The sequence below is a fragment of the Mesorhizobium sp. WSM4844 genome (assembly GCF_055811775.1).
The window spans coordinates 1-21,950 of the sequence record NZ_JBVVQB010000008.1; the positions used below are offsets into that span (position 1 = coordinate 1).

Consider the following 21,950-nt stretch of genomic DNA (forward strand, 5'->3'; position numbering starts at 1 on the left):
CCGCCACCGTCGCCACGCCGCGCGCACCCAACTCTTTTGGCGAAATGGCAAGCTCCAGGGCGAGCGTCAGGGTGCGGTTGAACGACAGGCCGATTTCGAGATGGATGCGGGCATCGAACACCCGGAACTCGAGCCAGATCCGCACCCGGATCGACACCGTGACGGCAAAGTCGATGGCGCCGTAGAATAGCGTTTCGTTGGGATATCGAAGCGAGATATAGGCGATGAACTTGGCAGCGAGATACATGTCGACGCGCGCCACCGCCGATGCGCCGAAGGAACGGCCGCCGACCTGGCCGCCCAATTGCGCATAGCCCGTGCCACGGAAGGCGATCCCGTAGAGCAGCGCCGAGTCCTCGATGCGGAACACAAGACCGCCTTCGAGGCTTATTCCGACCTCGGCGGGTCCCATCTTCTTCGCAAATTCGAACCTGAGCTCGTAGGGCCAGCCCATCTCGAAGTGGAAAAGCCCGGGCTGGATGAAGAGCGTTGCCGACCAACTAACCCCGCTCATTGCCTCGCGCAGGATCGGATGCAGAACCGGCGTCTTGCCGATATAGCCCTTGCCATCGGCAATCAGCCTTCCGAGGAATTGCTGGCGCGGCGCCGAGATGTAGAGATAGCCGCGAAGCGGCGGATTGGTGCGGATGAAATCGCGCGCGACGACGACCTTGGCTGACGTGCCTTCGCCTTCCATTTCGCCATGCACGAAGGCGTGATAGTTGGTGGCGATCCAACCGCGCGCCGTCATCAGGAACGTGAGATCGGAGCGCAACGCGGCCGCGACATCGAACATGATCGGGTTGGATAGGTTCCTCTCCGCATCGGAAAGGGTGCCGGAGTTCGAAGCGGTTGCGACTGTGAAGAGCGCACGCATCGCAAGAGTGAAGCGGTCGCCTTCAAGCTCTGGCGCCCATGCGGAGAATGTCGCCAGCTCGCCCTGGCGCTTTGAAACATCGTCAAGCACGGCCACCAGTTGATCGGGACTGCGCACATAGTCGGCGGCGACGAGGCCGGCAAAGGTGTAGCTTTTCCCGAAACCGAAGCCGATCTCTCTGAGGTAGAGCATGCCGATCGGCGTTGGAATTTCGACCGAGAGCTCCTCCTGTTGCGCAAAGGCGAAAAAGGCGTGCTGCCGCCCCTGCTCGCGCCGATCGAGTTCGAGGAATCCCATCGCCGCGGCGAGCGGTGCCCAGCCCTTGATGCGCAGTCGGCCGCGCGCCATGAAACCCTGTGCGGTGATCGCTTCGGGATAGGCGACCTGGCGATCGAGCGAAGGAAGCGCCCCGTCAACGGTGATGGCAGTCGCCTCGAGCGTCGCCGCGCCAAGCTTGATCTCGACGCCGAGGCCGTCGAAGGCGATTTGCGGCAGCGCGCTCCCGTCTTTGGGCGGAGCGATCCATAGCTTGTGGAAGTCAATCTTCGGGCTCACCGTATCGCCCGCCTTGACGAACTCCACCTGGCCCGAAATCGACAGAGCCGGCATGCGGCCGAAGCGCTCGACCGAGGGGTGGAAGCCGAAACCGCGCAGCTCGAATTTGAAGATATTGAAGAAATTCACGGCGCGCTTCATGCGCACGCCGATATGGAATTCGAGATAGTTCTTGAGGAGCGCCGCGTTGGTTGTCAGGGGCGCCTTGTCGAATACGATTTCGAGGTCGTCGAGATTCTGGAGGAGGCCCCCGTCAAACTCGCTGCCGCCCGGTGTGAAGCGGGCGGAACCGGTAAGGGCGAACCAGAAATGGATGCCATCGGCGCCGAAATCGCGCGCCAAAAGCTCGATCTTCTGTAGCGTGAAGGTGAAACGCGTCGTCTCGCAGACGATGGGATCGTTGCCTTTATCCAGAATGGCTTCGGCCGATTGTACCGTGAGGCGCCCGTCCTTGAGCCCCATGGCAATGGCGATCTTGACATTGGCTTCGCCGATGAGGGCCGGCGGCAATTGCCCAGACCCCTTGATGGCGAAGGAGGTGAGCCGCCCGGCTTTGATCGAGACGCCGCCTTCGTCGAAGCGGAACGGCACCTCGACACCCGCTAGAGTTACGGGCACGTTGCGATCGGCTCTGGCTTCGAGATCGATGCCATGACGGCCGATGGCGAAGTCCTCGATCTGGAAAACCAGGCCGCGACCTTCGCTGGCGATGCGCCGGTACCAGAGTTCGAGATCTATGCCCTCGGCGAGCGAGAGGCGCACGTCACCCCCGGAGAAATCGAGAACAAAGAGCCTGTACTTGTTGTCAGGGAGCGCTGTCGCTTTGGCATAGGTGAAACGTGCGTCGAGGCCGAGCAGGGTCCTTGGTTTGTCAAGCTCCGCTTGGGGGACGGTGATGTCGACCTTGTTGTCCGCCTTCAATGAGGTGTGAAGCGTCTTCAGATCGAGAGTGAGAATAAGGGTCGTCGCGGACTCAAACCCGCTGACGCTAACGATGATCGGAATCGGCAACGTTACCGAATTGGTGCTGACGACCGGCGCAAAGGGCTGGTCGGCGATCCTTATGTACTGGCTCAGGCTGTCCAGAATCCCTCCACCTGAAGTTTGCTCGGCATCGTCCGGCTTCGGTGCCGAGAGGAAGGGAAGGACGCGCTCTTTCACATCGTTCGCGAGCGTCACGCCAATCTTGAGATGGTCGCCCGCTCCGCCGATCTTGAAGTCGGTGAAGCGCGGCGGCCCCTTGAGCAAGGTGAGCTTGTATTTGTTGAGGGCTGAATTCGCCGTTCCGACGCCAATCTCATCCAGGAAATCAACGACGGGGGGATCTTCGAGTAGCTTCCGGAAGAATGTAGCCTTGCCGTCCTGTATTGCAACGAGTGCGATGGCAGCCGGCTGAGTCAGATCAGCGGTGAGGGTGATTAGCGGATCCGAGGGAGGGCCGTCTTTCTTGCTATCGCGCACCGCCTCGACTGGCGCGCCCGGTCGGTCGAACCAGAGATCGGTCGAAAGGGTAGCCGCCTGCGCCGACGGCTGCACGATCAAAGCGATCAGGGGCGTCTGACTAACATCGACGACGAGCGCGGGCTTCCATTGGCGGGGTATCTTCAGGGTGATGCCAAGCGCGGTGACAGTCTCTATGCCCGCCTCGGTGCCATCGTCCTGTCCCAGGGGTGAGATCCAGATCTGGCGGAGCGCGAATGTTTCGGCATCGAGGCGGACTTCGATTGCGATATGCGAGATGAGGGTGCTGCCCGCCTTCTTGAGCAGATCGAAGATGCGGGCGATGATCTCGGCGACCGCTTCTGCAAGTGCGGCAAGCGCACTTGCGACCTGTCCCGCTGCCTCCGCTGCCCATCTGGCGATCGCCGCGGCAAATTCGGCGAGGCGCTTCAGGAGCGGCGACGGGTCCGGCATGTCAGGGAGATCCGGGGAGGGCACGTCGAGCGCCTTGATGAGCGCCACGAGCCGCAATACGCCGGAGATCGCCTCGTGCAAGCCGGCCGCGATAAGCTCCATCGGATAGGGTTCGATAATTGCGAGCTCACTCAGGCGGCCCGACGCCTTACCCGTCATTGCATCGAATGTCGTGACATAGCTGAGCTTGATGGCGAGGAAGATTTTGGGATCGGAGCGCGCCTCGATCTCCAACCGCGAAATTTTCAGTGTGGACGCAAGACCCAGCGACCCAGCGCGGGTTGCTAGGTTGTAGGTTCCCGTAATTCCAGCAGTCAGTTCCGCGAAACCCCGCAGGATAACCGGCACGCGCTCATTGTTGACGTCGATCGTGCGCGTTAACGGCGAGGCCGCAGTGTCCGAGGCAATTTTGCCGGTGACTGTCAGGCTCGCGGCAGTTAGCGTGAAGCTGAACCCGGTGATCTTGGCCAGGCGGGTTGTTCCCTCCCAAAGAATGTCGCCGTCTTTTGCCGCCGGTGTTGAGATCGTGAGCGATCCGCCCGCTACCGTGCATGAGACATCTGGGGGGCCTCCGTTCCAGTCGATGGTGATGGGCGGTGCCTGCAGTTTCGGAATGGCGAAGCTGAACAGCCGGTCGATCCCGGGGAATGTCAGACCGTTGAAGGATAGGGTCGGAAACGGTGCGGCCGGAAATCCAAGTTCAAGCTTCGGCATAGCCGGCCACGCCGCCGCCGGAATGGTGAACTCAGGAATGGCGTCGATAACATCGTTGCGCGTGATACGGATGGAAAGAGCCACGCCGATGTCATGTTGATCGCCATTGATGCTGATGTTGAGCATGGCCGCCGCCGTCGCGGCGAAAACGAGATCGCCGGCGGGGGCACCCTCTTCGAAAAGCGCCTCGGGATAGATGTTTGCGGTGGCGATGAGAGCCGCGTTGCCGACGGTATGAACGCCGAAGAACGAGGCTCCCCCGTGGGCTTCAACGGCAAGCCCAATATTTTGCAGCATCCCGCGCAACGCGGTGCGGCGCTCGCGGAACTCCTGCAGCAGGATGACCTGGGCTTCTCGCGCGACGGAATCGGCGGCGTTCTTAACTGCCGCTTCCAGGTCCGCGAGCTCTTTCGCGAGGTCTTGTTTCGACTTTAGGTGATAGTCAGGCCCCGCTCCGGCAAAGAGTTGCCGCGGAATCCTGAGAGACTCTCTCAGGGTCAGTGCGGCAGAGGCTGGGGGGTTGTCGACAGTGGCGATGAGTTTGGTGGCAACGAAGTATTCGGCGTCGAGCACTCCCTCGAAGCTGAGCGAATGACTCGCAAGCTGAACTACATAGAGCACAGTACGGTCGCCTCTATAGGTTCCGTTTCATTGCACCTTCATGAAATACTCAACAAAAATACCCCTCCCACCATCAAGTTTGATGGTGGATTACGCAAGGCCAAAAATCTACCTTAGGAGCAAGCGTCGTTGCTGTCACGAACAAAATCAACGGTGCTCCAAAAAAGGATCAAACGTTGATAGTCCACGTCACGCTTCAGTGCCCCGCCTGTCGAGCCGGGTCACCGGGATATCTTTACTCTCATCGAAAAACCGGAATTCGCGACCTCAACTTCGATGCTGCTCATCTCACCTGCGAATGCCGACGAGCTTTCAAGCAAACGGATCTGGCGAGATATCAATGCAGCCATGGAGGCGAACTCATCGTGAGGCGAAAGCGCTGCCGTCAATTTTTGTGCCGCCGCGCTCTTGAACAACGCTCTGATTTCATCATTGCGATCTGCAGGAACGTCTGGCCTGTCGCAGTGGTTTGCTGCCTCTAGCCAGTCTCCGCCTTCTACTGCGGAAAAAAGGTTTGGCCACTTCGTTTTTGTGAACTTAGTCAGTCCAATGTTGAACATCATGTCCAGCAACGCATCTTGAGCGTCGTGAGGAAATTCGTCCAATTTGGAGAATCTCTTTCCGAGGTCCTTGGCGGCGCCTTCGAGGTTCTCCTTAAGCAAATCCTTCGCATCATCAAGGGAGAGTACAAGGATTGTAAACTGCTCATAATAGCTTGCTTTCTTGCCGGCTTCCTTCGACTCGATGAGGGTCCACTCGTCCTTTTTTTCCTTTTCGGAGCCCGCGCTTCCATCTGCCTTGCTCAACGAAAGTGAGGCGGACGAGCTGGCGTTCGGAAGCATTCGACCGTACCCGATCGTTACCTTGCCGACTGTATCCCGATACATGTGGGCAACGAACGATTCGAATCCTGCAGTCCTCCCGATCGCGGAGCCACGAATATCCACTAGCCTTCCTCCCTCATTTATCCCATCAGTATTCGTTCTTTACCGATCGAGCGCAAGTTCTCCACAACACGAGGTTTTCCGGCTTCCGCGCCAACTAGGGTTGGTCCGCGGTGTCCGAGAATGGGCGCCTCTGGAGGGTCTCAGATTTGAATGATTCACCAGCCTAAGACGCGCCTACTAAATCAGTAGCGTGCGCTTTCCCGAAGGAAGCCAGTGAGGGCGAAGCCGCGCCTGCCGAGTAGCGCGGATTGTTTGCTGCTGCGTCGACTCCCAATGCGGGTCGAATAGGATTCGTTCAAAGAGCGTGTAAAATGGCGGCTGCAACAGGAAGGATATACGATGGATCCGCAAACAATGATCGGTGGAGTCCAGCTTGGGTTGGATGTTTTTGATCGCGTCCGAGACAAGCTCTTGAACCAACCTGACCCAGCTGCTGAGCGCCTCGTAGCAGTGTTCGATCAGCTACGGGCAATGTATTCCTCTCTCGATACGGAGCTGAGCCTGCTTCTCGGGATGGTGTTTTGGGAAGGAATGGACAGGCGCGACTACGCGCAGTCTTACGAAAAGCTTTCCCACCTATCGGTCAAATCGCTTCAAGCGCGGTTCGAAGAGTCTCGAGCCCATTGCAAGACGATAGATAACATATACGAGCGGTTTCTTAAGCGCTGGTTTGAGAAGTATTTGAACCCTACAGAACATTACGCTGTGGAGGACGTGTTCAGGAAGATTCATGGCGCTGACGAGAATTTCGTCCGAGCACTTGATAACGCAGCCATCTGGATTGGGAAGGAGGCGACGGACCTGCGCCATATTCTTGAGAACGAACGCTACGACCAGCTTCAATCACGACAGCGTAAGACCCGGGCTTCGGCAGAAAATATGCGGGATGCTGTCGCTGAGCAATGGCTCCAACTCGCCCGGCTTCGAACGGAATTCGTGCAGCATACTGGCGCTGTTACCTAGCGACTTCTTACAAAGGAACGCCCTGCGCGCAACTCAACTCCGACGTTTGGCCCATGCCAATGGCGTAGTTTGGATCTCAAGTAAAGCCGCTGACGTGCAGCCCGAACCTGGACCATCGCGTCGCTTTCGCCGCGATTCCTCAGCGGCGGGGACTGCCCGATGAACATGGTTGATCGGTAACCCGGTTCCGACAATTGTGCTGTTCCTGTCGCCAACAATCACTGGCCTCGGCTTCATGCAACTGCACATCAATCTGCCGACGGTCACGGTGACGGTGACGCGGACTGGCAGACTCGAGTGCTCCGCCGATGATCACTTAAATTTGCGACTGAGAAAAGATCTCCGGCCATTGCGCACTCGGGCGGCGGTATCGCGTTCACAAAAGCAAGACCTGTCAAAACCACGCCCAGTGTACAGAGGAATAAATACATTGCGAGCCAGAACGCTTTCAGTCGAAATGTTTCAAGCCGAGGGAAATGTCGAGCGTGCTCCTTATCCGCGAGATGCTTTAGACGCTTGATCGGGGCACCTTCGAGTAGGCTATCCAGTTCGTCGCGGTATGCTCGCGCGCGTTCCATGTGCATCGAGAAGCGCTCATAGTGCTTGGCCGAGAACGCGGCTCCGAACATGCCGACAGCGACTATGAACACTGTCAGCGGCATGTCTATCCTCGTCAAACATCTATCGAGTGTTACAAAGCCCATGCTTGCCGCTGCGATGGCAATCAGCGCCGTCGCTACAGTCGAACGCTGGGTTTCATGATGCCGTCCTTGAGTAGAGTGCTCTTGATACATCTTCCAGAGCACGTCACGGCGCGCCGATTCACTCTCAGACATGCCTACCCCTCCTTGCATGAGCGACCTCGTGGACCTCGTTGACATTAAAGCAAGATAGTCGAGCGAGCCCTATTTCAATCGTGATGGTGCTCTATGAGGCCGTCAAAGGCAACGCGATCCTGAGTCCCTCCGCTAGGGCGAGACCTTGAATTCTCGCGCCGCCTTTGGCGACCCCGCCGAGGCGGGCGACGGCTTCGAAATGCGTCATGGAGTTGAGGTTCATCGACCACACTTAAAGCTTAGATTCGCGAGGGCACGGCCTTCCTAAGGCCAGGTTTGACCCTGGGCGACCTTCTGAGCGGTCCTCGGCGCGTGGAAAGAAGCTCGGCTGTTTTGCTCAAAGCGGTCGTTTTGCTGAATCGCAAGTTCAGCTAGGCCAGCAGCGAACACTCAAGAAGGACGATGGCGAGGCAATTCTTGAAGAACACCCACACTGTGATGGACGCTGATGTACCACGGGTGTCCCAACATCAGTCCGCAGGTTACCGCACTTGCCGTTGCTAAATTTGAAACCACTAACACCCAGAAAGACTCGATCAACAAATGAGCCCCGAGGATGAGCCAAGTGGGAGTTCCCACGGACCTGCGTTCCTCGATATGGTGACGACAATCTTGCAGGTCCTGACGAAGGGAATGCGGGCGGCCGAACCTATGCAAGAGATATTCGATCAACGTCCACAGACCGATACAAGTCGCCAGAAGCCTGTGTGGAGAATACCTCGAGGCTAGGTCTGTCGAAAAGTCTGGTGTCGTGCGTGACGTTGTTCATGGGACTTGCCCGAGCGACGAGGGAAAGAACTTGTCGACCCATCCCGGGTCAGGGATGGGGTCGCGGACGAGCAAACTTGAGCCGACCAACACATCAGTGAATTGAGCACGGAAAACCGCACAGTTGAGACCCATGTGGATCTGGCGCAGGCGCTCGGGGTCAACCACGTCGAACACGTCAAACCCGGCGATCAGTTCGAGACGAAATCCTGAGCTCACACGCCTCAAACAGACGGCATTCTGGGGCCGCTTTTGGGCTTGAAGATAGGAATAAATGCCTATAAACTGGGGGTTATCAACCACCCCAAGGTCACTCAATGTCTGTCGTCAAGCCAAGGTCATCACCGACTCAATGTTGCGCAAAATGCTCGCGCATTCGCGGAAATCTTCGAGCCCGGTCCGGGATAAAGTGATCATCTTGCTCTCCTGTAAAGCCGGATTGAGAGCCTGTGAAATTGCCGGGCTGGAGTGGTCGATGCTTCTCGATCCCAAGGGGAGAATCGGAAACCTGGTGGTGGTGGAGGATCGCATCGCGAAGCGTCAATCGGGACGACGAATTCCCCTTCATCCCGATCTCAAAGCCGCCCTGGCTCAGTTGAGGCAAAGCGATCCTGACGACGGACCCATAACCCGTTCAAGCCGCGGTGGGGCAATGAAGCCCAACAGCATCGTCAATTGGTTCGTCTCTCTGTATCGCGAATTGGGTTTTGAGGGTTGTTCGTCCCATTCCGGGCGCCGGACATTTATAACGACGGCCGCGCGATCCGCGCACCGCGCGGGAGGATGTCTTCGCGACGTTCAGCTTCTCGCCGGCCATCGAACTCTTTCGATGACACAAACCTACATCGACGGCGACACCGACGCCCAACGCCGCATCGTTTCAATGATCTGAGATGTCGATGTCTGACAGGACCGAAGATGTTCGTGGACACATTCCGCGCGCACGGATTTTGAAGAAGCCGGTCGCCAAGAAAATCGCGGCGCCTTTCAACCAAGGGGATCTGGATAGCCTTTGTGGGATCTATTGCGTGATGAACGCCGTCCGTTTTCTCTGCCCGGAATTGGGACGTCAGCGATCAATCGCCCTTTTCCAGTTCCTCGCAGAGACCCTTACGACAAACTGGGTGACCGCCCAAGAAACCGTCGGATTGGGGATCGAAATCCAAATCGTTCACGCCCTTGTCGAGGCTGCCTGCGACCACCTTCGGGATCTCGTCGACGTGCCCATTAGCGCGACGACGTTCCCCTCAAAAATCCGTCGGTTCGATGATTTGTGGACGATGTTGGAGAAGGGGCTGGATGAAAAGCAAGTTGCGATCATCGGTCTTTCCGGTTGTCACGACCATTGGACGGTTGCCTACCAAATGACGAAGAGGACCATTCGACTGTTCGACTCCGACTCCATGAAGGTGTTGCAGCGAGCACGGTGTTCACTGCGCAATCCAAGGGTTCCTTATCAGATCGATCCGGAAGAGATCATTTTCGTTCGAAGGGGAGGGGTCTGATGGAAGGGAATTCTAGTAGAAAGGGGGATGACCACTCCCTCAGTGTGAAATGTCACTTTTGCACTGAGACTGTCACTGCGAAACAGCGAAGCGCGCACATCAGTACGGAACTCCGTCCGTGACGTTGGACGAGTATCTCACCTATCGGAGAATGGTCACGAAACTCGATCCTGACATGATGAAAAAGGTCGCGACAAAAATACCTCCCCTGGACGCTACCGATTTCGCTCTGAGAGTCTCGTACGTCATCCTCAACAGTGGGATGAGATGGACAGTTGCAAATGATATCTGGAACAGGATGAAACCTGTGCTGATCGAATCGGGGGAGGTGGGAGACACATTCGGTCATCCGGGAAAGAAGAAATCCATCAACGAGGTTATGTCAAACCGGTTGGAATACTTCGAGGGTTTCAATGCGGCCTGGCAGCGAGGTCATGAGGAAGTTATCGCGTTTTGCGAAACTCTTCCCTATATCGGCGGCATTACGAAATATCATTTGGCGAAAAACCTCGGCGTTGACGTGGCCAAACCCGATGTCTGGTTGGAAAGGGTTGCGAGCCAATCGGATGAGACGGTCCAAGACTTATGCGGACGACTGTCGAAACAATCGGGAGACAGTGTCTCGACCGTCGATTACGTGATTTGGAAGACATGTCAGCAAGGATGGTGGCGTCCGGGAGCGTTCCCGGCTGGCGAGCCATCGGCTGAATTGCCCGCGTCCGACGCGGGCTAACCACTCCAACCTAACAAGAACTCGAATGCAGGAACTGACCGGCAATGGCGCCGGCCAGAAAGGACCAACCGTGTCCAGAAAGGGGAAAGATCAATGACAAACCAGAAACGAGATACGGTCTTCGGGGAAGCCACTGACATCAGCCGGGCGCTTGACGAGACCGTCCTCAAGACCAGACTACTCAACGACGACCTGAGGATCCGCCGCCTCGGCGGGACCATCGTCATCACCACTGGGATATCGGCCCTCGGTCCCTCCGCGGTCAGGGACATCATCTCGGCCATCACCGCGTTCGATGGGTTCACACCCGAGAACGATCCCTATGGCGAGCACGATTGCGCGGTCATGGTGGTCAGCGGGATCAAAATCATTTGGAAGTTCCACTACTACGACCTAAGCCGTCGGTACCATTCCCCCGACCCGTCCGACCGAAACGTTACGTCGCGGGTGATGACGATCATGCGGGCAGACGAGTGCTGACGCGCCCTCGCTGCCACAATCATGCGCAGGATGACCAGCCTCTTTGGCGATTGCAGAACCATTTTGGGCGTCAGCTCGACCTTCCAAGCTGACGCCCATGCCGTTGGCGACTTTATGATCTCCACCATCTTTCCATGGTGCGCGACAACATTTGTCGCAAAGGGCGTGTCATCCGCTTACCGAAACATTGCTCGACGCACTACACTAAACGACTGGTGCAGTAGCATTCCGCCGACAGGTGAGGGAGCTTAGCGTGAAATCCCAATTCACAGCTTCCGACGTTCCCATGGATCGTTAAACGTTTGGTTGGGTCAAATTCTGACTTTCGCCAATGTCGGCCTCTAAGCCGTCGCCAACAGTTTCGCGCACGTAAGGAACGTCAGCTTTGCGCCTGATTTACGACGTTCCTAAACGCTGGTGCGCACGCGAAAGCGGGCGTTGGGAGACATGTGCAATCAATCAATGGTCAATGGCCCTTCTTACGCATTGCATTGCCGACGGACGATTACTCCATACGCGAAGTGACGCTAATGGCCTCAATGCCGCTTGTGACCGTTGCAGTATCGAGAATCCGCATGGGTAATGTCCGCTCGTGCCGTGAAGCGAACCTCCCGCAGCTCTGTCGCATTATTGAGATCGGCGCTGCTGTACGAATGACTTCATCAGTTCATCAATCTGACACGCAGCATACCCATTTCGTCGTTTGGACCTGTCGGCAGCACAGACAGCTGCATCGAGAGGATCCAACTGGGTTTTCAAATCGGTGATCGCGCGCTGAGAGAGAAGCCACGCTAGCGGGATTGTTACCCCACGATCGCGCATCTGAATGCCGTAATATTGGTCAAGAATGCTTGGCTGGTCGGCTACCAACTTATCGAACAGGGCCTTTACCTTCGTAGGCGAGTCCTCATCTGGCGTTTCGTTCGGGTCGATACTGGTGCGCACCTGTGACGTTGCCAAGACTAAGTCCTCAAGCTCGTTAAGACCATAGTCGACACGTGCGCTGCGCACTCGGGCGATTACCTCCAGAGCGGTGCCCGCCTCAGCAAGGACGTTTGAGTAGCTGCTAGCACTGTCAGGTTCCTGGCAGGGAGTCTCGACGGGGCTCGCCTTGACTGGGTCGCATAGCGGCTCGTTTCCAATGTGCAGCACCAGAATGGAAAACTTCGGCGCTCCATTTTTTATGTGTTCGGGACTGCGGAAGTTCGCATCCAGGTCCCGGTAGACCTCCATAAGTGTCGGCGCCCCCGAGTTGTCAAAATAGCCGCCGTCGACGTACTGATCTTTTCTCCCGTTGAAGTTTGGGTCCTGGACCCAACTCTGACCCTCCTGATTCACGCTAAGTGACGTGAATGAACCCGGCGGCGAAATGAGCGGAAAACGCGCACTTGTGCCTGCTGCGGCGCTGAGGGGCGGGCCGTTGAGATAATCGACCGCATGCCAGTCGTTCCCCCCGCCAAACTCGTCCGTCCTAATGTAGATTGGGCTCATAGTGATCCGTCGACCGTCACGAACTCTTGTGGCGTTCAGGATGAGATATGGAACGCTGGGCGCGGCCTCAGTCGGGACGATGCTGTAAAGCGGATCGGACAGAACATCGCTCCCGAAGACGCGCGCGAACGAACGCTCCAAGCTCCCCTCGAATGCCAGCTGCCGATCAAAGCTCCGGACCGGAATCGGCCAGAACTGCTGGAAAATCTCAGCAAAAAAATACTGAGCGAGCAGTGGTGAAAGATGGTCGTCTGACAAGACCGCCATCAGCGAGTCCTGATACGTCGAGGAACTGCTGTCGATTGGGTCGCATCGTTTCGCGTAGGTCTCGGGCGGCTTAGCTTTCATAGCGGCCGCATAGATGGCGGCACCGATTGAGCCGCCGGACACCCCACTGATTGCGAAGATGTGCGCGGCGAGCTTGGGGCACCGATCGACCAGCCGAGAGAGGACCGTGGCGGTGAAGACGGCCGCTCGGATACCCCCGCCTTCCGCAGTTACCAAGATCACCGGATAAACATCGAAGTCGGGGCGGTCGGGCCGGGAAGCAAGCCACGTACCGAACGCGCTATCCAGTTCGATCGATGGCGTGAAATGATCACTGCGGCGAATTTCATGGCCGTCGTTGACGTTCAACGCCATCAGACAAGCGCCCAGTGCGACAAGAAATCCAATGATAGGGACTTTTGTTCGCCTGGCGAAAAGTACTAGCCAAGAGGTAGTGATCGCCCAAAAGCAGCAGGCCAAGAGCAGTAAGTTCACCGGCCCCAATGCCTGCGAGATTGTAATCAAACTGACAGGTAGCCCGAAGGTGCGATCCCTGGATGAGAAGGCGAACGCGCTCAGCAATAGAACGGGCAACAGGCAAGCCAGCAGCGCCTTGAACTTCTGATATCTAATTGGCGCCCCTGATGCATAGGCCGATTTCTGCGAAGAAAGCGCGGCCCGTAGCACTGCTAAGGTGTAAATGCTGACCAACAGGACCGCGATCGCAACAAATGCGCCTCCTGCAGGAGCCAGCTCGTTTCTGAGGCGTGTCAAGATTACTGCTAGAAGGATCAGCGGAAGGCTTCCGACGATCCCGCCAATCCAGCTGCGATAGACCAGCGGAACGCGCGGGCGCGTAATCAGCCTGTGGGATAGACCGCGCATAATGTTTGACAGAGCGACTGCCGACAGAACTGTCATCCCGAACTTGGTCCATAGCACCTGGACGCTGTCGCTGTGCCAGACGTACCCAAGCATCGCCTCGACCGCTTGATCTGAGGCCAGCCCCGGCAAAAGGAAGCATGATACAAGCAATACTGCCGTCACAGTGACGGGCCACATGTTCAAGAGAGCAACGAGGACGGGGCGAAAGATTTTCCGCACCTTCGAACGCCACAAACGCAGAAGGGCGAATGCGTGAGTAAGGTTGGGCATTCCAGCCATGATTCCAGTCCTTTGATATTCTACTATTCTAGCAACTCCTAGTGACCCGCCGAAAGCCCGTGCTGGATGATCTACACAGCCGGTCGTGGAAAAAAGAGGTCGTGTTTCGAATGTCGACCGCGCGGTCCCGGTCGCTGAGCAGCAACCTGACGATGCAGATATCGATGTATCTCGCCAGCCTCACATCCTGCGCAACAGCGAATGCGTGGCTGCGCATTTTCTGTACAAGTCCGAAGCTGTTGACGGCTCTCTGTAGGAACACCGCTCTTTGACTGACGGTTCCGATGTCGTTAGCCGGGTGTGTGCAGGTCTCAGGTCCACCGGGTTCAAGGTTCGCTAATCGCATTCGGACGCCAGAAGACATCAGTCTGCCTCCGGCCCAGTTTGATCATCCGATTCGCCGCCGACAACTTGGCGCATAGCGGACAACCATAGTCATTTGCATCACGTCGAACCACCGAAGGCGAGGGGGGCTTGAGTGTGAAAGACTAATTTCACACTAAGCCGTTGTCGGGAACGCACAGAGTGTACGAAGAACGACCAGTGTAGCAATTTTTACGCCGATAGGTCAGGTGCGTGAAATGCCACTTTTACACTGAGACAGTGCTCACGACCGGACCGAGTGTGGGTACGAGGACGGAACTCTTTCGGTGACCCTAGACGAATATCTCACCTGCCGGAAAATGGTCATCGAACGAGACAAATCCCCTCCGGCCGACGCAGAGGATTTTGGCCTGAGGGTGTCATATGTCATTCTCAACACTGGGGTGAGGTGGACAGGTTGCAAGCGACATCTGGAACGGGATGAAACCGTCTGATCAAAAAGGCGAGGTGGGAGACACATCCGGTTACCTTGGAAGAAAAAATCCACCAACCTGGGACGGCGAACAGATCGGAATTTTTCGAGGGTTTTCGGTCGGCGTGGCAGAAGGCAGCGCGCTCGCCCGTTCATATTCCAGGCGCTCGCAGCGGCACAGCGGGCGGGCGGTCATATCTCGCGAAAAGGCCGATACGACTGGGTGGCTGTCACTAAACAACCCCGCTGGAGCCAAGTCCGATTGTGTTCACGGCGTAGTGTAGCTCGACTTTAGCGAAGCCGCTCGCGAGCGCGCTCCTCGTTCTTTACGGTAGGGCTTGGGCGGCAGCGCCGCATTATGAAACATGAAGGAGTTCCGCTTTGCACTTAATTTTGCGAGGCCGTCGGAGAGCTGGTAGTTTCGCGGGTTGGTACCATTCTTCCACGATGGCCAGGACTCTACATAAGCGATCGTATTCTTGAGGTCTGTATTGCCAAGCTCTTGGACCGTTTGATCGATTGCGGCGATGAGCGCCTTCTCGTGCGCATCGGTCCAACCCGTTGGATTTCCCGCCCAGCCGCCGCTTACGCGTGATTGTGTTGCTAGTTGCACCATCCTCTGCAGTGCCCGACCAGGTCCGGACGATGCTATCTCGGCCGGTCGATATATATGCCAGCGGTGGAGCAGAGCGCGGGCCTTTTCGGAGGTAAAGACTTCGTCGACCCGTCTACTGACACCGCTGATGTTGACCGGGATGCTCCCGACATCACGCAGGCGGATCCGAGCGACGTCCCAAATGGCGCTGCGTAACGCCTGCGATTCGCGCATTGCCGCGGTAAAGCGGTAGATCCAATGCCAGGACTTAAAATAGTTGCCGTCTTGTTCGGCGGAAGGAACGGGCTTGTAGTCCCCGTTCTCATCGGGGAAGGCGAGCCAGGATGCGTATTTTCGGAGCGACTTGCTGAACAGGCGCTTGCCGTTCGGAATGCCATTTTGATCAATCCAGTCGTCGCGTACGTTCACGCCGAAAAATGAGAAGTAGAAATCAAACGCGGCTTGCGACTGCCACGCGGCATAGGCGAGTGTGCCGCAAAGCTCGCCGTCATAGACCTGTCCGACACCATTTGACCGTTTTACTAAACCGAGCGTCCAATGACATGGTCCGATCGACCCGATAGCGCTGTCATACGCATTGATACAGTCAAAGAATCCGAGGCACTCGACCTCGGAAACGGCCCGGACGACACGGAAGGTGGACTGCTCGGCGGGGCTCAGCTGAGGATAGCTTCTCCCGATCAGGTTCTCGGGCGCGATCTCCGCCGACGGCTGCGTGAATAGTGGCGGCGTCGACAGAGGTCCGCCAAAGCCAGGGTATTTAATATAGCGTCCTAAGAGGGTCGTTCCGTCGGCTAAGACGCCCGTGTGAGGAAAATGCCCGCTCATGTCATGGGCGAAAAAAGCTACCTTGGAACTGGAAACGTCGTGATCATTGTATAGCCAGAGGTTCTGAGCTTCGAGCGATTTCTTCACGCCACTGGAATTGAGCTTCCATACATTGATCATCACTGGGCAGCGCCAATCTGAGCCGAGCCAATGCTCGAGAAGGGTTCGCGTTTCCGTATTCGCGATGCCGTCGACATGTCCTTGGTACTGATTGGCCCCAGTCGTAACCGGGACTAGCCGGTCGAACAGTGGGCCCGACGTTCCATTCAATTGCGCTACAGTCGCGTACTTGGAATATGACTGGAATTCCCGCAGCGCCCAGAAAGTCCTCACGCCGAAATCGCCGTCGGCCGTGCCGACGACAGCAAACCCGAGTTGCTTTAAATCTCTCTGTAGCTGTGCGACATAAGTCGAATCCTGCATGCCTCGTTTCCAGGCAACCGAACCGTATCGATCCATTGAGTACCCCCATTTGCCAAGTTAGATGGCGACCGGCAGCTCCTTCCAGGTCTGATCTCCGGCCTTTCCGTCGGGCATAAACCCGGCAAGCGTCTGAAAACGGCGTACGGCAGCGTCCGTTCTGTTGCCGAAATCGCCGTCGATCACCAACTCTTCGATGTCGACGCTTTCTATCAATCGCCAGAACCCAAGACGCCGCTGCAGTTCCCGTACCGCGGCGCCTTTGCTACCGACCTGAAGGAGTGGATAGTCAGAGGCTTCGCCCGGAAAAAACAGCCGCATATGCAAATGGTTGTCGTGATTGTCTTCCCAATTGGCGCCGACGATGTCGGGATCGTTGAAGAAAATCACCTTGAGCGCTAGCGCGCCGTTCGCATGCCACAAATCGACCAGCTCCTGCGTGAGCTCGAGCGAGTAGTTTGGGCTTTTGTAGGTGATGCGCCCGGAGTCGGTTTCCATCCCATCATTGCGCAACATGTCCATGTCGATGTCGCGGCCAAGCTTATGCGAGCCGTGGTCGGGGATCGTCCCGCCGCCGTTCTTACTGATGTCGCCGATGCCAAGGCGCGGCGAAGCGCGCCGCAGCGCCCAGATGCGCCCGACTTCCTCAGCCGCCGCGACCGCCTGCGCGATCCCAAAACGATATTTTGGCAGTTTGTAGCCATATAGGCCGGCCGCCGGTAGAGTGAGATCGACGTCGATCGGAAACGGCGTGGCTGTTGCTGCGAAAGGCGGAGACTTTTCAAGGAATCCGGAAGGATATTCCTCTGGTACCTCACAGAGGTCGCGGGTGAGGTCCCTGGTATGGTTTGTATCACGGGCCATGCGAGAGTCCCCTATTCCAGTGACGGATTGCAGACGCCGAATGTTGTGGCCTGGCTCATCTCTGTGTTGAACCACAATTTGATCTTCGGAAGAAAACCGCAAATCGACGAATATCGCGGCGGAGGTCCGCGACTATTCTGAGACCATTGAAAACCTGTAGCACAAAAATCAAGCGATAAAAGTGGTTGATCAACGCGCAAGACTCCATGCCTGCGGCAAGACCAAGTCCCATGCACATAACTAAAGGAAGAACGATAGATTAAAAATCGACTTGTTGCAATCAATATTCGCGCTTTTCAGCATATTACCTGGCAAGGTCGTTTGTACAATCTGTTGCTTGTGGTGTATGTTGCCCAGGAATTTCGTACGGTCATGTTGCCGTTTGTGCTTGGTCATCTAGCATTCGAAGGGGGAAATCGGTGGCGAAAAGACAGAATATTTCCAAGGCGATTGCGGTTGGTAAGGCACTCGCTGCAGCCACGCTCAAACGCCGCGCCCAAGCAGTCGAAAAACGACGGCGCGTGCTGGCAAAAGCAAAATTGGAGGTAGAGCCGACAAAACGTGTGCTCACCAAGGCCCCCGTCACGCATGCTAGCATGGGTGTCCTACTCGCTGAGGGGGACTCGTGGTTCGACTATCCGTTTCACGATATCCTGAGCGATCTTGAGGACAGCTACGGGTTCGATGTGGAGTCTGCAGCTCACCGCGGCGATACGGTCGAAGACATGGCTTATTCGGACGGACAACTCGACGATTTCTCCCGCCGAGTCGAAAAGGTTCTCCGTATGGGAGTTGAGCCGCGTGCGATCCTTCTCTCAGGAGGTGGCAATGACGTGGCCGGGGACGAGTTTGCCATTCTGCTCAACTACGCAACATCAAGCTACCCCGGTCTCAACGATTCGATCGTTACAGGCGTCATTGATCAGCGCATGCGTGAAGCTTACGCTACAATCCTGAGTGCCATAACCGCAATTTGCCAACATCACCTTGGTCATCCCGTTCCAGTCGTGATTCACGGTTATGATTATCCGGTACCTGATGGTCGGGGCTTCGCGGGTGGCTGGGGGCCTCTTCCTGGCCCCTGGCTTGAGCCAGGCTTTCGCCGGAAAGGTTACTTGGAGATGAACAAGCGAAAGCAAATCTGTGTCGAGCTTATTGATCGCTTTAATACGATGCTCGCGGGCCTCGCCGGCAAGCCTCCCTTCGAACATGTTAGGTTTCTGAATTTGCGCAATACGCTTTTGACAGGTTCAACTTACAAGACTTGGTGGGCGAACGAGTTGCATCCAACGCCGAAGGGCTTCGACGCGGTTACGAAAAAATTTGCTGCCATCGTTTGACAGTTTCGCCGATGGCGGCGGCCATGCGGGAGAATCACTTTGACACGACGTGTCGTAGCTTTGATCGCCGGCACCATGCTGAGCGTCCTTTCGGGCGTTTCGCCGACGCGGTCGCAGGAGCCGGAGAAGATCGGTACGCTGCTTGCCGCCGGTGATATTTCGTGGTGTCCCGGCGAGGGTTGGACACGTGCCAAGGCGACGGGCGAAATCATTTTCGATGTGATTAAGCAGTCGAAAGTCCCGGTCCGTGTCTTGGCTCTGGGTGACCTCGCCTACAAGCATGGGGAGAAGGGTCAGCTTGCGTGTTTCGCTAAGAACTGGGCCGGCTTTGACGATGTGCTCATGCCAATTCCAGGGAACCACGAATATGACACTAAGGATGCGGCGCCTTTCTTCAGTCATTTCGAGGACAACCCGTTCGTGCACCAGAACGACGATCCGGAGCCCGATGAAGAACACAAGGGTGAGAACCCCCGCTGGGATAAGAAGGGCTATTTTTCACTCGACTTTCCGAGACAAGACGGCCCTTGGCTGATTGTCGGTCTGAACGACAATTTTCAGGAACCGCCATACGAGCAAGATATGGCCACCCAAATGAAGTGGATGGAGAAAAGGCTAGCCGCCTCTGCGCTGGGCGGCAAGACCAGATGCATACTCGCCTTCTGGCATGCACCACTGTTCAGTTCTGGCCAGCATGGCCACGAGGGCTATAGTCATCCGAAGCCCGACGCGCCACTCAGCGACGAACGGTCGATGCAGGTGGTGTTCCGCGCGCTCCATGAACACGGTGCGTCCGTCGTTCTTGCCGGACACGACCATGACTACGAGCAGTTCGCCCCGCACGACGCCAACGGCAAGCCTGCAGCCGACGGCATTAGGTCGTTCGTCGTCGGCACTGGTGGCTCCAGGCTTACCAAGGACTTCTACAAAAAACCGTTCGCCGCCACATCGGAAGGCGGCCCTTTCGGGAACGTGAGAGGAAACCAGGGTGTCCTGAAGATCGATTTGTATGAAGATTATTACACTTGGGAATTCTTGCAGATCGCAAGCGAGAAAAAAGACATTCAGCTTGGCCCCGCAAGGCAGAACTGTAACAAGCCGAGATAGCCTTTCACCCGGACATGTCCTGCATAGCGGGTCTAGCACAAGGGGATCCGCTCGAAGTTCTGCGCACGCTGAACCGTTGCCGTGAACGAACGGAGTGTACGCCAAACGACCAGTGCAGTGGATCCGTCCTCAAATAGGTGAGGGACGTTAGTGTGAAATCCCAGTTTCACACTGACCACTTCCTATGCTGAACAGAGAGCGACGTAGCTTTGGAATGGTTTAACCAAATGCTTACGGATTTTTGGGTTGATAGAAGATGGCGTCGAGCATAGCGGCTCGACACTCCCAGAGTTGTCCCTCGTCGGTTTCCGGTTTGTCGGTGTTGTACCAGTCCGATGCCCGGATCACTTCCACAATCCGCTCCCAGTAGTTGTCCAGGGTGAGGGTCGATTTGGCGAAACCCATCTCCTTGGCAGCGGCGTTGATGTTGGGGTTCGAGATGCAAAGGAAGACGTCAGGCCGCTTCATGGCTAACAGCCGCGAGGCCGTTGGTACCCCTCCGACCCGATGCGAGTTGGCGAACGCCTTGAGGAATAGACGGACAAATCGATTGAAGTGTTCTTTCGTGACGTCTCCTTTCTGGGGAATGCTGTCGACCGCACGAGCCATAGAGCGATCGTTCTCCGAGATTCGATTCTTGAAATCGCCGGCGCCGCTCATCGAACCGAACCAGCCCCAGTCCTGATTAAGTTCGTCATCGCCAGCCTTTTCCCACTGACCGATGATGCCCCCTAACGCCTTACGTTGGAGCGTGCTTAGATCCCGAAATGACCGAGCAGCTGATAGCCAGGTCTGGGCAGTCCGAAGCAGCTCGAGGCTCTCGTCAACATCATGGTAGCTGGATCGCCTCACGGCGCTGACGTAATCCGCCCAATCCTTATTTACTAACGGCGATGTTAGGCCTTTGAGGCTTGGAAGAGGTACCTCGCTGAGCGGATCGCGTGGCAGACGAGGTTTGCGCGCTGCGAGCTTCCAGCTGACGCGGTACCGCCGCGCCAGCTCCGGCGTAACGCTCTTTCCAAGTTTGGCGCTACGTGCCGTGAACGAGAAGACGTCGGCAAGAACCTTGTCGTCAACCGAACCGGTGACTAAGACTGAGGCCTCATGGTTCTTGCCGAGCCCGCCGTGAGTGAAATTCGCACTTCCGACGATTGCCGCCGCCCGCTTTCCAGAGCGGAAGCCATAGACTTTCGGGTGGTAGGTCCCTCGAGGAAACTCCGTGACGACGTAGCATCCATCGAGCCCGACGAGAGAGTCGACAAGGTCAGGATCTGTTTGGGCGAACGCAAGGCCGAAGGTCACGGCTCTCATTTTGGGTGATTGAAACAGAAGTTCTTCGGCGAGCGAAGTGGAGGTGCCCCAGGCGATCGCCCAATGAAACTCATCGTGCTCAGCGACGAGCCGCGCTATGGTACGCTCGACAGCATTTCCCGTCAGAAACTCGACTTCCACCGGCGCGTCCCCCCAAGAGCTTTTAACGAGTCTGCCATAGAGGCGGATTATCCATCTAGTGGCAAAGGAAGCTTATCCCGAACCTTTAAATGTCAACTTAGGGTAGGGGAAGGAACTCCGTGGGGATGGGACCGTCAAAAGTCCTTCTTATTTCCTTTGTGCCAAGCATGCTCCCTGCAAGCATCTTGACCGAGTTTTTACATATCCCACCGAGATCGTTTGAAAATTCCCGCGTAATGGATTCATTCAACAATTTGTCTAGATAGGATTTAAATATTTTTTATGCCGTCTGGGCTCAGGTATTGATGATCGTGGCGCCAAATTGGATAGGCGGCAGCCGAATTATCCCATATTTGATTTCGGGTCTTTCCCTTGAAAGACGTAACGATCCGTTGCTCAATAGTTTTTATATCCAACCGGGCCTCGTCCATCATCGAATCGTCGACATATTTCCTCTGGTATTGAATTCTGTTTTCATAGCAGATTGATAACAGCCTGTAGGCACCATAGAAGTCACTGGGATTTTAGCTAGGATCCGACGATCTCGCCTCAAGCGAATATTGTGCTTGGGAAATTTTTAGAGGCAAACTCGTTAAGTTGGGAGACCTGGGCATCGGACTGGTCGACCATCCCGTCGAGGATGGTTTCAAGGGCGTCAGCCCATCCGACAGGGATGCCATGACGACCAGATC

General features: G+C 56.4%; 13 protein-coding genes and 1 pseudogene. 7 read left to right on the plus strand and 7 right to left on the minus strand.

Going from position 1 to position 21,950, the window contains the following annotated elements; translation table 11 throughout:
* Positions 1 to 4,681, minus strand: a pseudogene (locus AC0L2A_RS09205) (hypothetical protein); the annotation flags it as partial.
* Positions 4,682 to 4,902: 221 nt separating this feature from the next.
* Positions 4,903 to 5,628: a glycoside hydrolase family protein gene (locus AC0L2A_RS09210; protein WP_473608462.1), complete on the minus strand. Its 726-nt coding sequence runs from the start codon at positions 5,626 to 5,628 to the stop codon at positions 4,903 to 4,905.
* Positions 5,629 to 5,967: 339 nt separating this feature from the next.
* On the opposite strand from AC0L2A_RS09210, the gene AC0L2A_RS09215 reads away from it, so the two are divergent.
* Positions 5,968 to 6,591, plus strand: a complete 624-nt coding sequence (locus AC0L2A_RS09215) for a hypothetical protein (protein WP_473608463.1) — start codon at positions 5,968 to 5,970, stop codon at positions 6,589 to 6,591.
* 263 nt (positions 6,592 to 6,854) lie between these two features.
* Here the strand turns inward: AC0L2A_RS09215 and AC0L2A_RS09220 are convergent, their stop codons facing one another.
* Positions 6,855 to 7,427, minus strand: a complete 573-nt coding sequence (locus AC0L2A_RS09220; protein ID WP_473608465.1) for a hypothetical protein — start codon at positions 7,425 to 7,427, stop codon at positions 6,855 to 6,857.
* 1,042 nt (positions 7,428 to 8,469) lie between these two features.
* Here AC0L2A_RS09220 and AC0L2A_RS09225 point away from each other — a divergent pair.
* The 4 genes from AC0L2A_RS09225 (at position 8,470) to AC0L2A_RS09240 (ending at position 10,913) form a co-directional block, all read left to right on the plus strand.
* Positions 8,470 to 9,087 carry a tyrosine-type recombinase/integrase gene (locus AC0L2A_RS09225; protein WP_473608466.1) on the plus strand — a complete coding sequence of 206 codons (618 nt, stop codon included), beginning with the start codon at positions 8,470 to 8,472 and terminating at the stop codon, positions 9,085 to 9,087.
* Positions 9,088 to 9,094: 7 nt separating this feature from the next.
* Positions 9,095 to 9,700, plus strand: a complete 606-nt coding sequence (locus tag AC0L2A_RS09230; RefSeq protein WP_473608467.1) for a hypothetical protein — start codon at positions 9,095 to 9,097, stop codon at positions 9,698 to 9,700.
* A gap of 118 nt (positions 9,701 to 9,818) precedes the next feature.
* Positions 9,819 to 10,433 carry a hypothetical protein gene (locus tag AC0L2A_RS09235; protein WP_473608469.1) on the plus strand — a complete coding sequence of 205 codons (615 nt, stop codon included), beginning with the start codon at positions 9,819 to 9,821 and terminating at the stop codon, positions 10,431 to 10,433.
* Between the two features lie 93 nt (positions 10,434 to 10,526).
* Positions 10,527 to 10,913, plus strand: coding sequence for a DUF3768 domain-containing protein (locus AC0L2A_RS09240; protein WP_473608470.1), 387 nt, complete (start codon positions 10,527 to 10,529; stop codon positions 10,911 to 10,913).
* 627 nt (positions 10,914 to 11,540) lie between these two features.
* On the opposite strand, the gene AC0L2A_RS09245 is transcribed toward AC0L2A_RS09240, so the two are convergent.
* The 3 genes from AC0L2A_RS09245 to AC0L2A_RS09255 form a co-directional block, all read right to left on the minus strand.
* Positions 11,541 to 13,835 carry a patatin-like phospholipase family protein gene (locus tag AC0L2A_RS09245; protein WP_473608471.1) on the minus strand — a complete coding sequence of 765 codons (2,295 nt, stop codon included), beginning with the start codon at positions 13,833 to 13,835 and terminating at the stop codon, positions 11,541 to 11,543.
* 1,064 nt (positions 13,836 to 14,899) lie between these two features.
* Positions 14,900 to 16,498, minus strand: coding sequence for a peptidoglycan-binding domain-containing protein (locus AC0L2A_RS09250; RefSeq protein WP_473608473.1), 1,599 nt, complete (start codon positions 16,496 to 16,498; stop codon positions 14,900 to 14,902).
* A 57-nt stretch (positions 16,499 to 16,555) separates the two neighbouring features.
* Positions 16,556 to 17,359, minus strand: coding sequence for a peptidoglycan-binding domain-containing protein (locus AC0L2A_RS09255; RefSeq protein ID WP_473608474.1), 804 nt, complete (start codon positions 17,357 to 17,359; stop codon positions 16,556 to 16,558).
* A gap of 419 nt (positions 17,360 to 17,778) precedes the next feature.
* On the opposite strand from AC0L2A_RS09255, the gene AC0L2A_RS09260 reads away from it, so the two are divergent.
* Together AC0L2A_RS09260 and AC0L2A_RS09265 are read left to right on the plus strand one after the other, a co-directional pair.
* A complete protein-coding gene (locus AC0L2A_RS09260) occupies positions 17,779 to 18,699 on the plus strand; it encodes a GDSL-type esterase/lipase family protein (protein ID WP_473608475.1) in 921 nt (306 codons plus the stop codon).
* A 39-nt stretch (positions 18,700 to 18,738) separates the two neighbouring features.
* Positions 18,739 to 19,806 carry a metallophosphoesterase family protein gene (locus AC0L2A_RS09265; protein ID WP_473608477.1) on the plus strand — a complete coding sequence of 356 codons (1,068 nt, stop codon included), beginning with the start codon at positions 18,739 to 18,741 and terminating at the stop codon, positions 19,804 to 19,806.
* Between the two features lie 231 nt (positions 19,807 to 20,037).
* Here AC0L2A_RS09265 and AC0L2A_RS09270 read toward each other — a convergent pair whose 3' ends face one another.
* A complete protein-coding gene (locus AC0L2A_RS09270; RefSeq protein WP_473608478.1) occupies positions 20,038 to 21,258 on the minus strand; it encodes a phospholipase D family protein in 1,221 nt (406 codons plus the stop codon).
* Between the last annotated feature and the right edge of the window lie 692 nt (positions 21,259 to 21,950).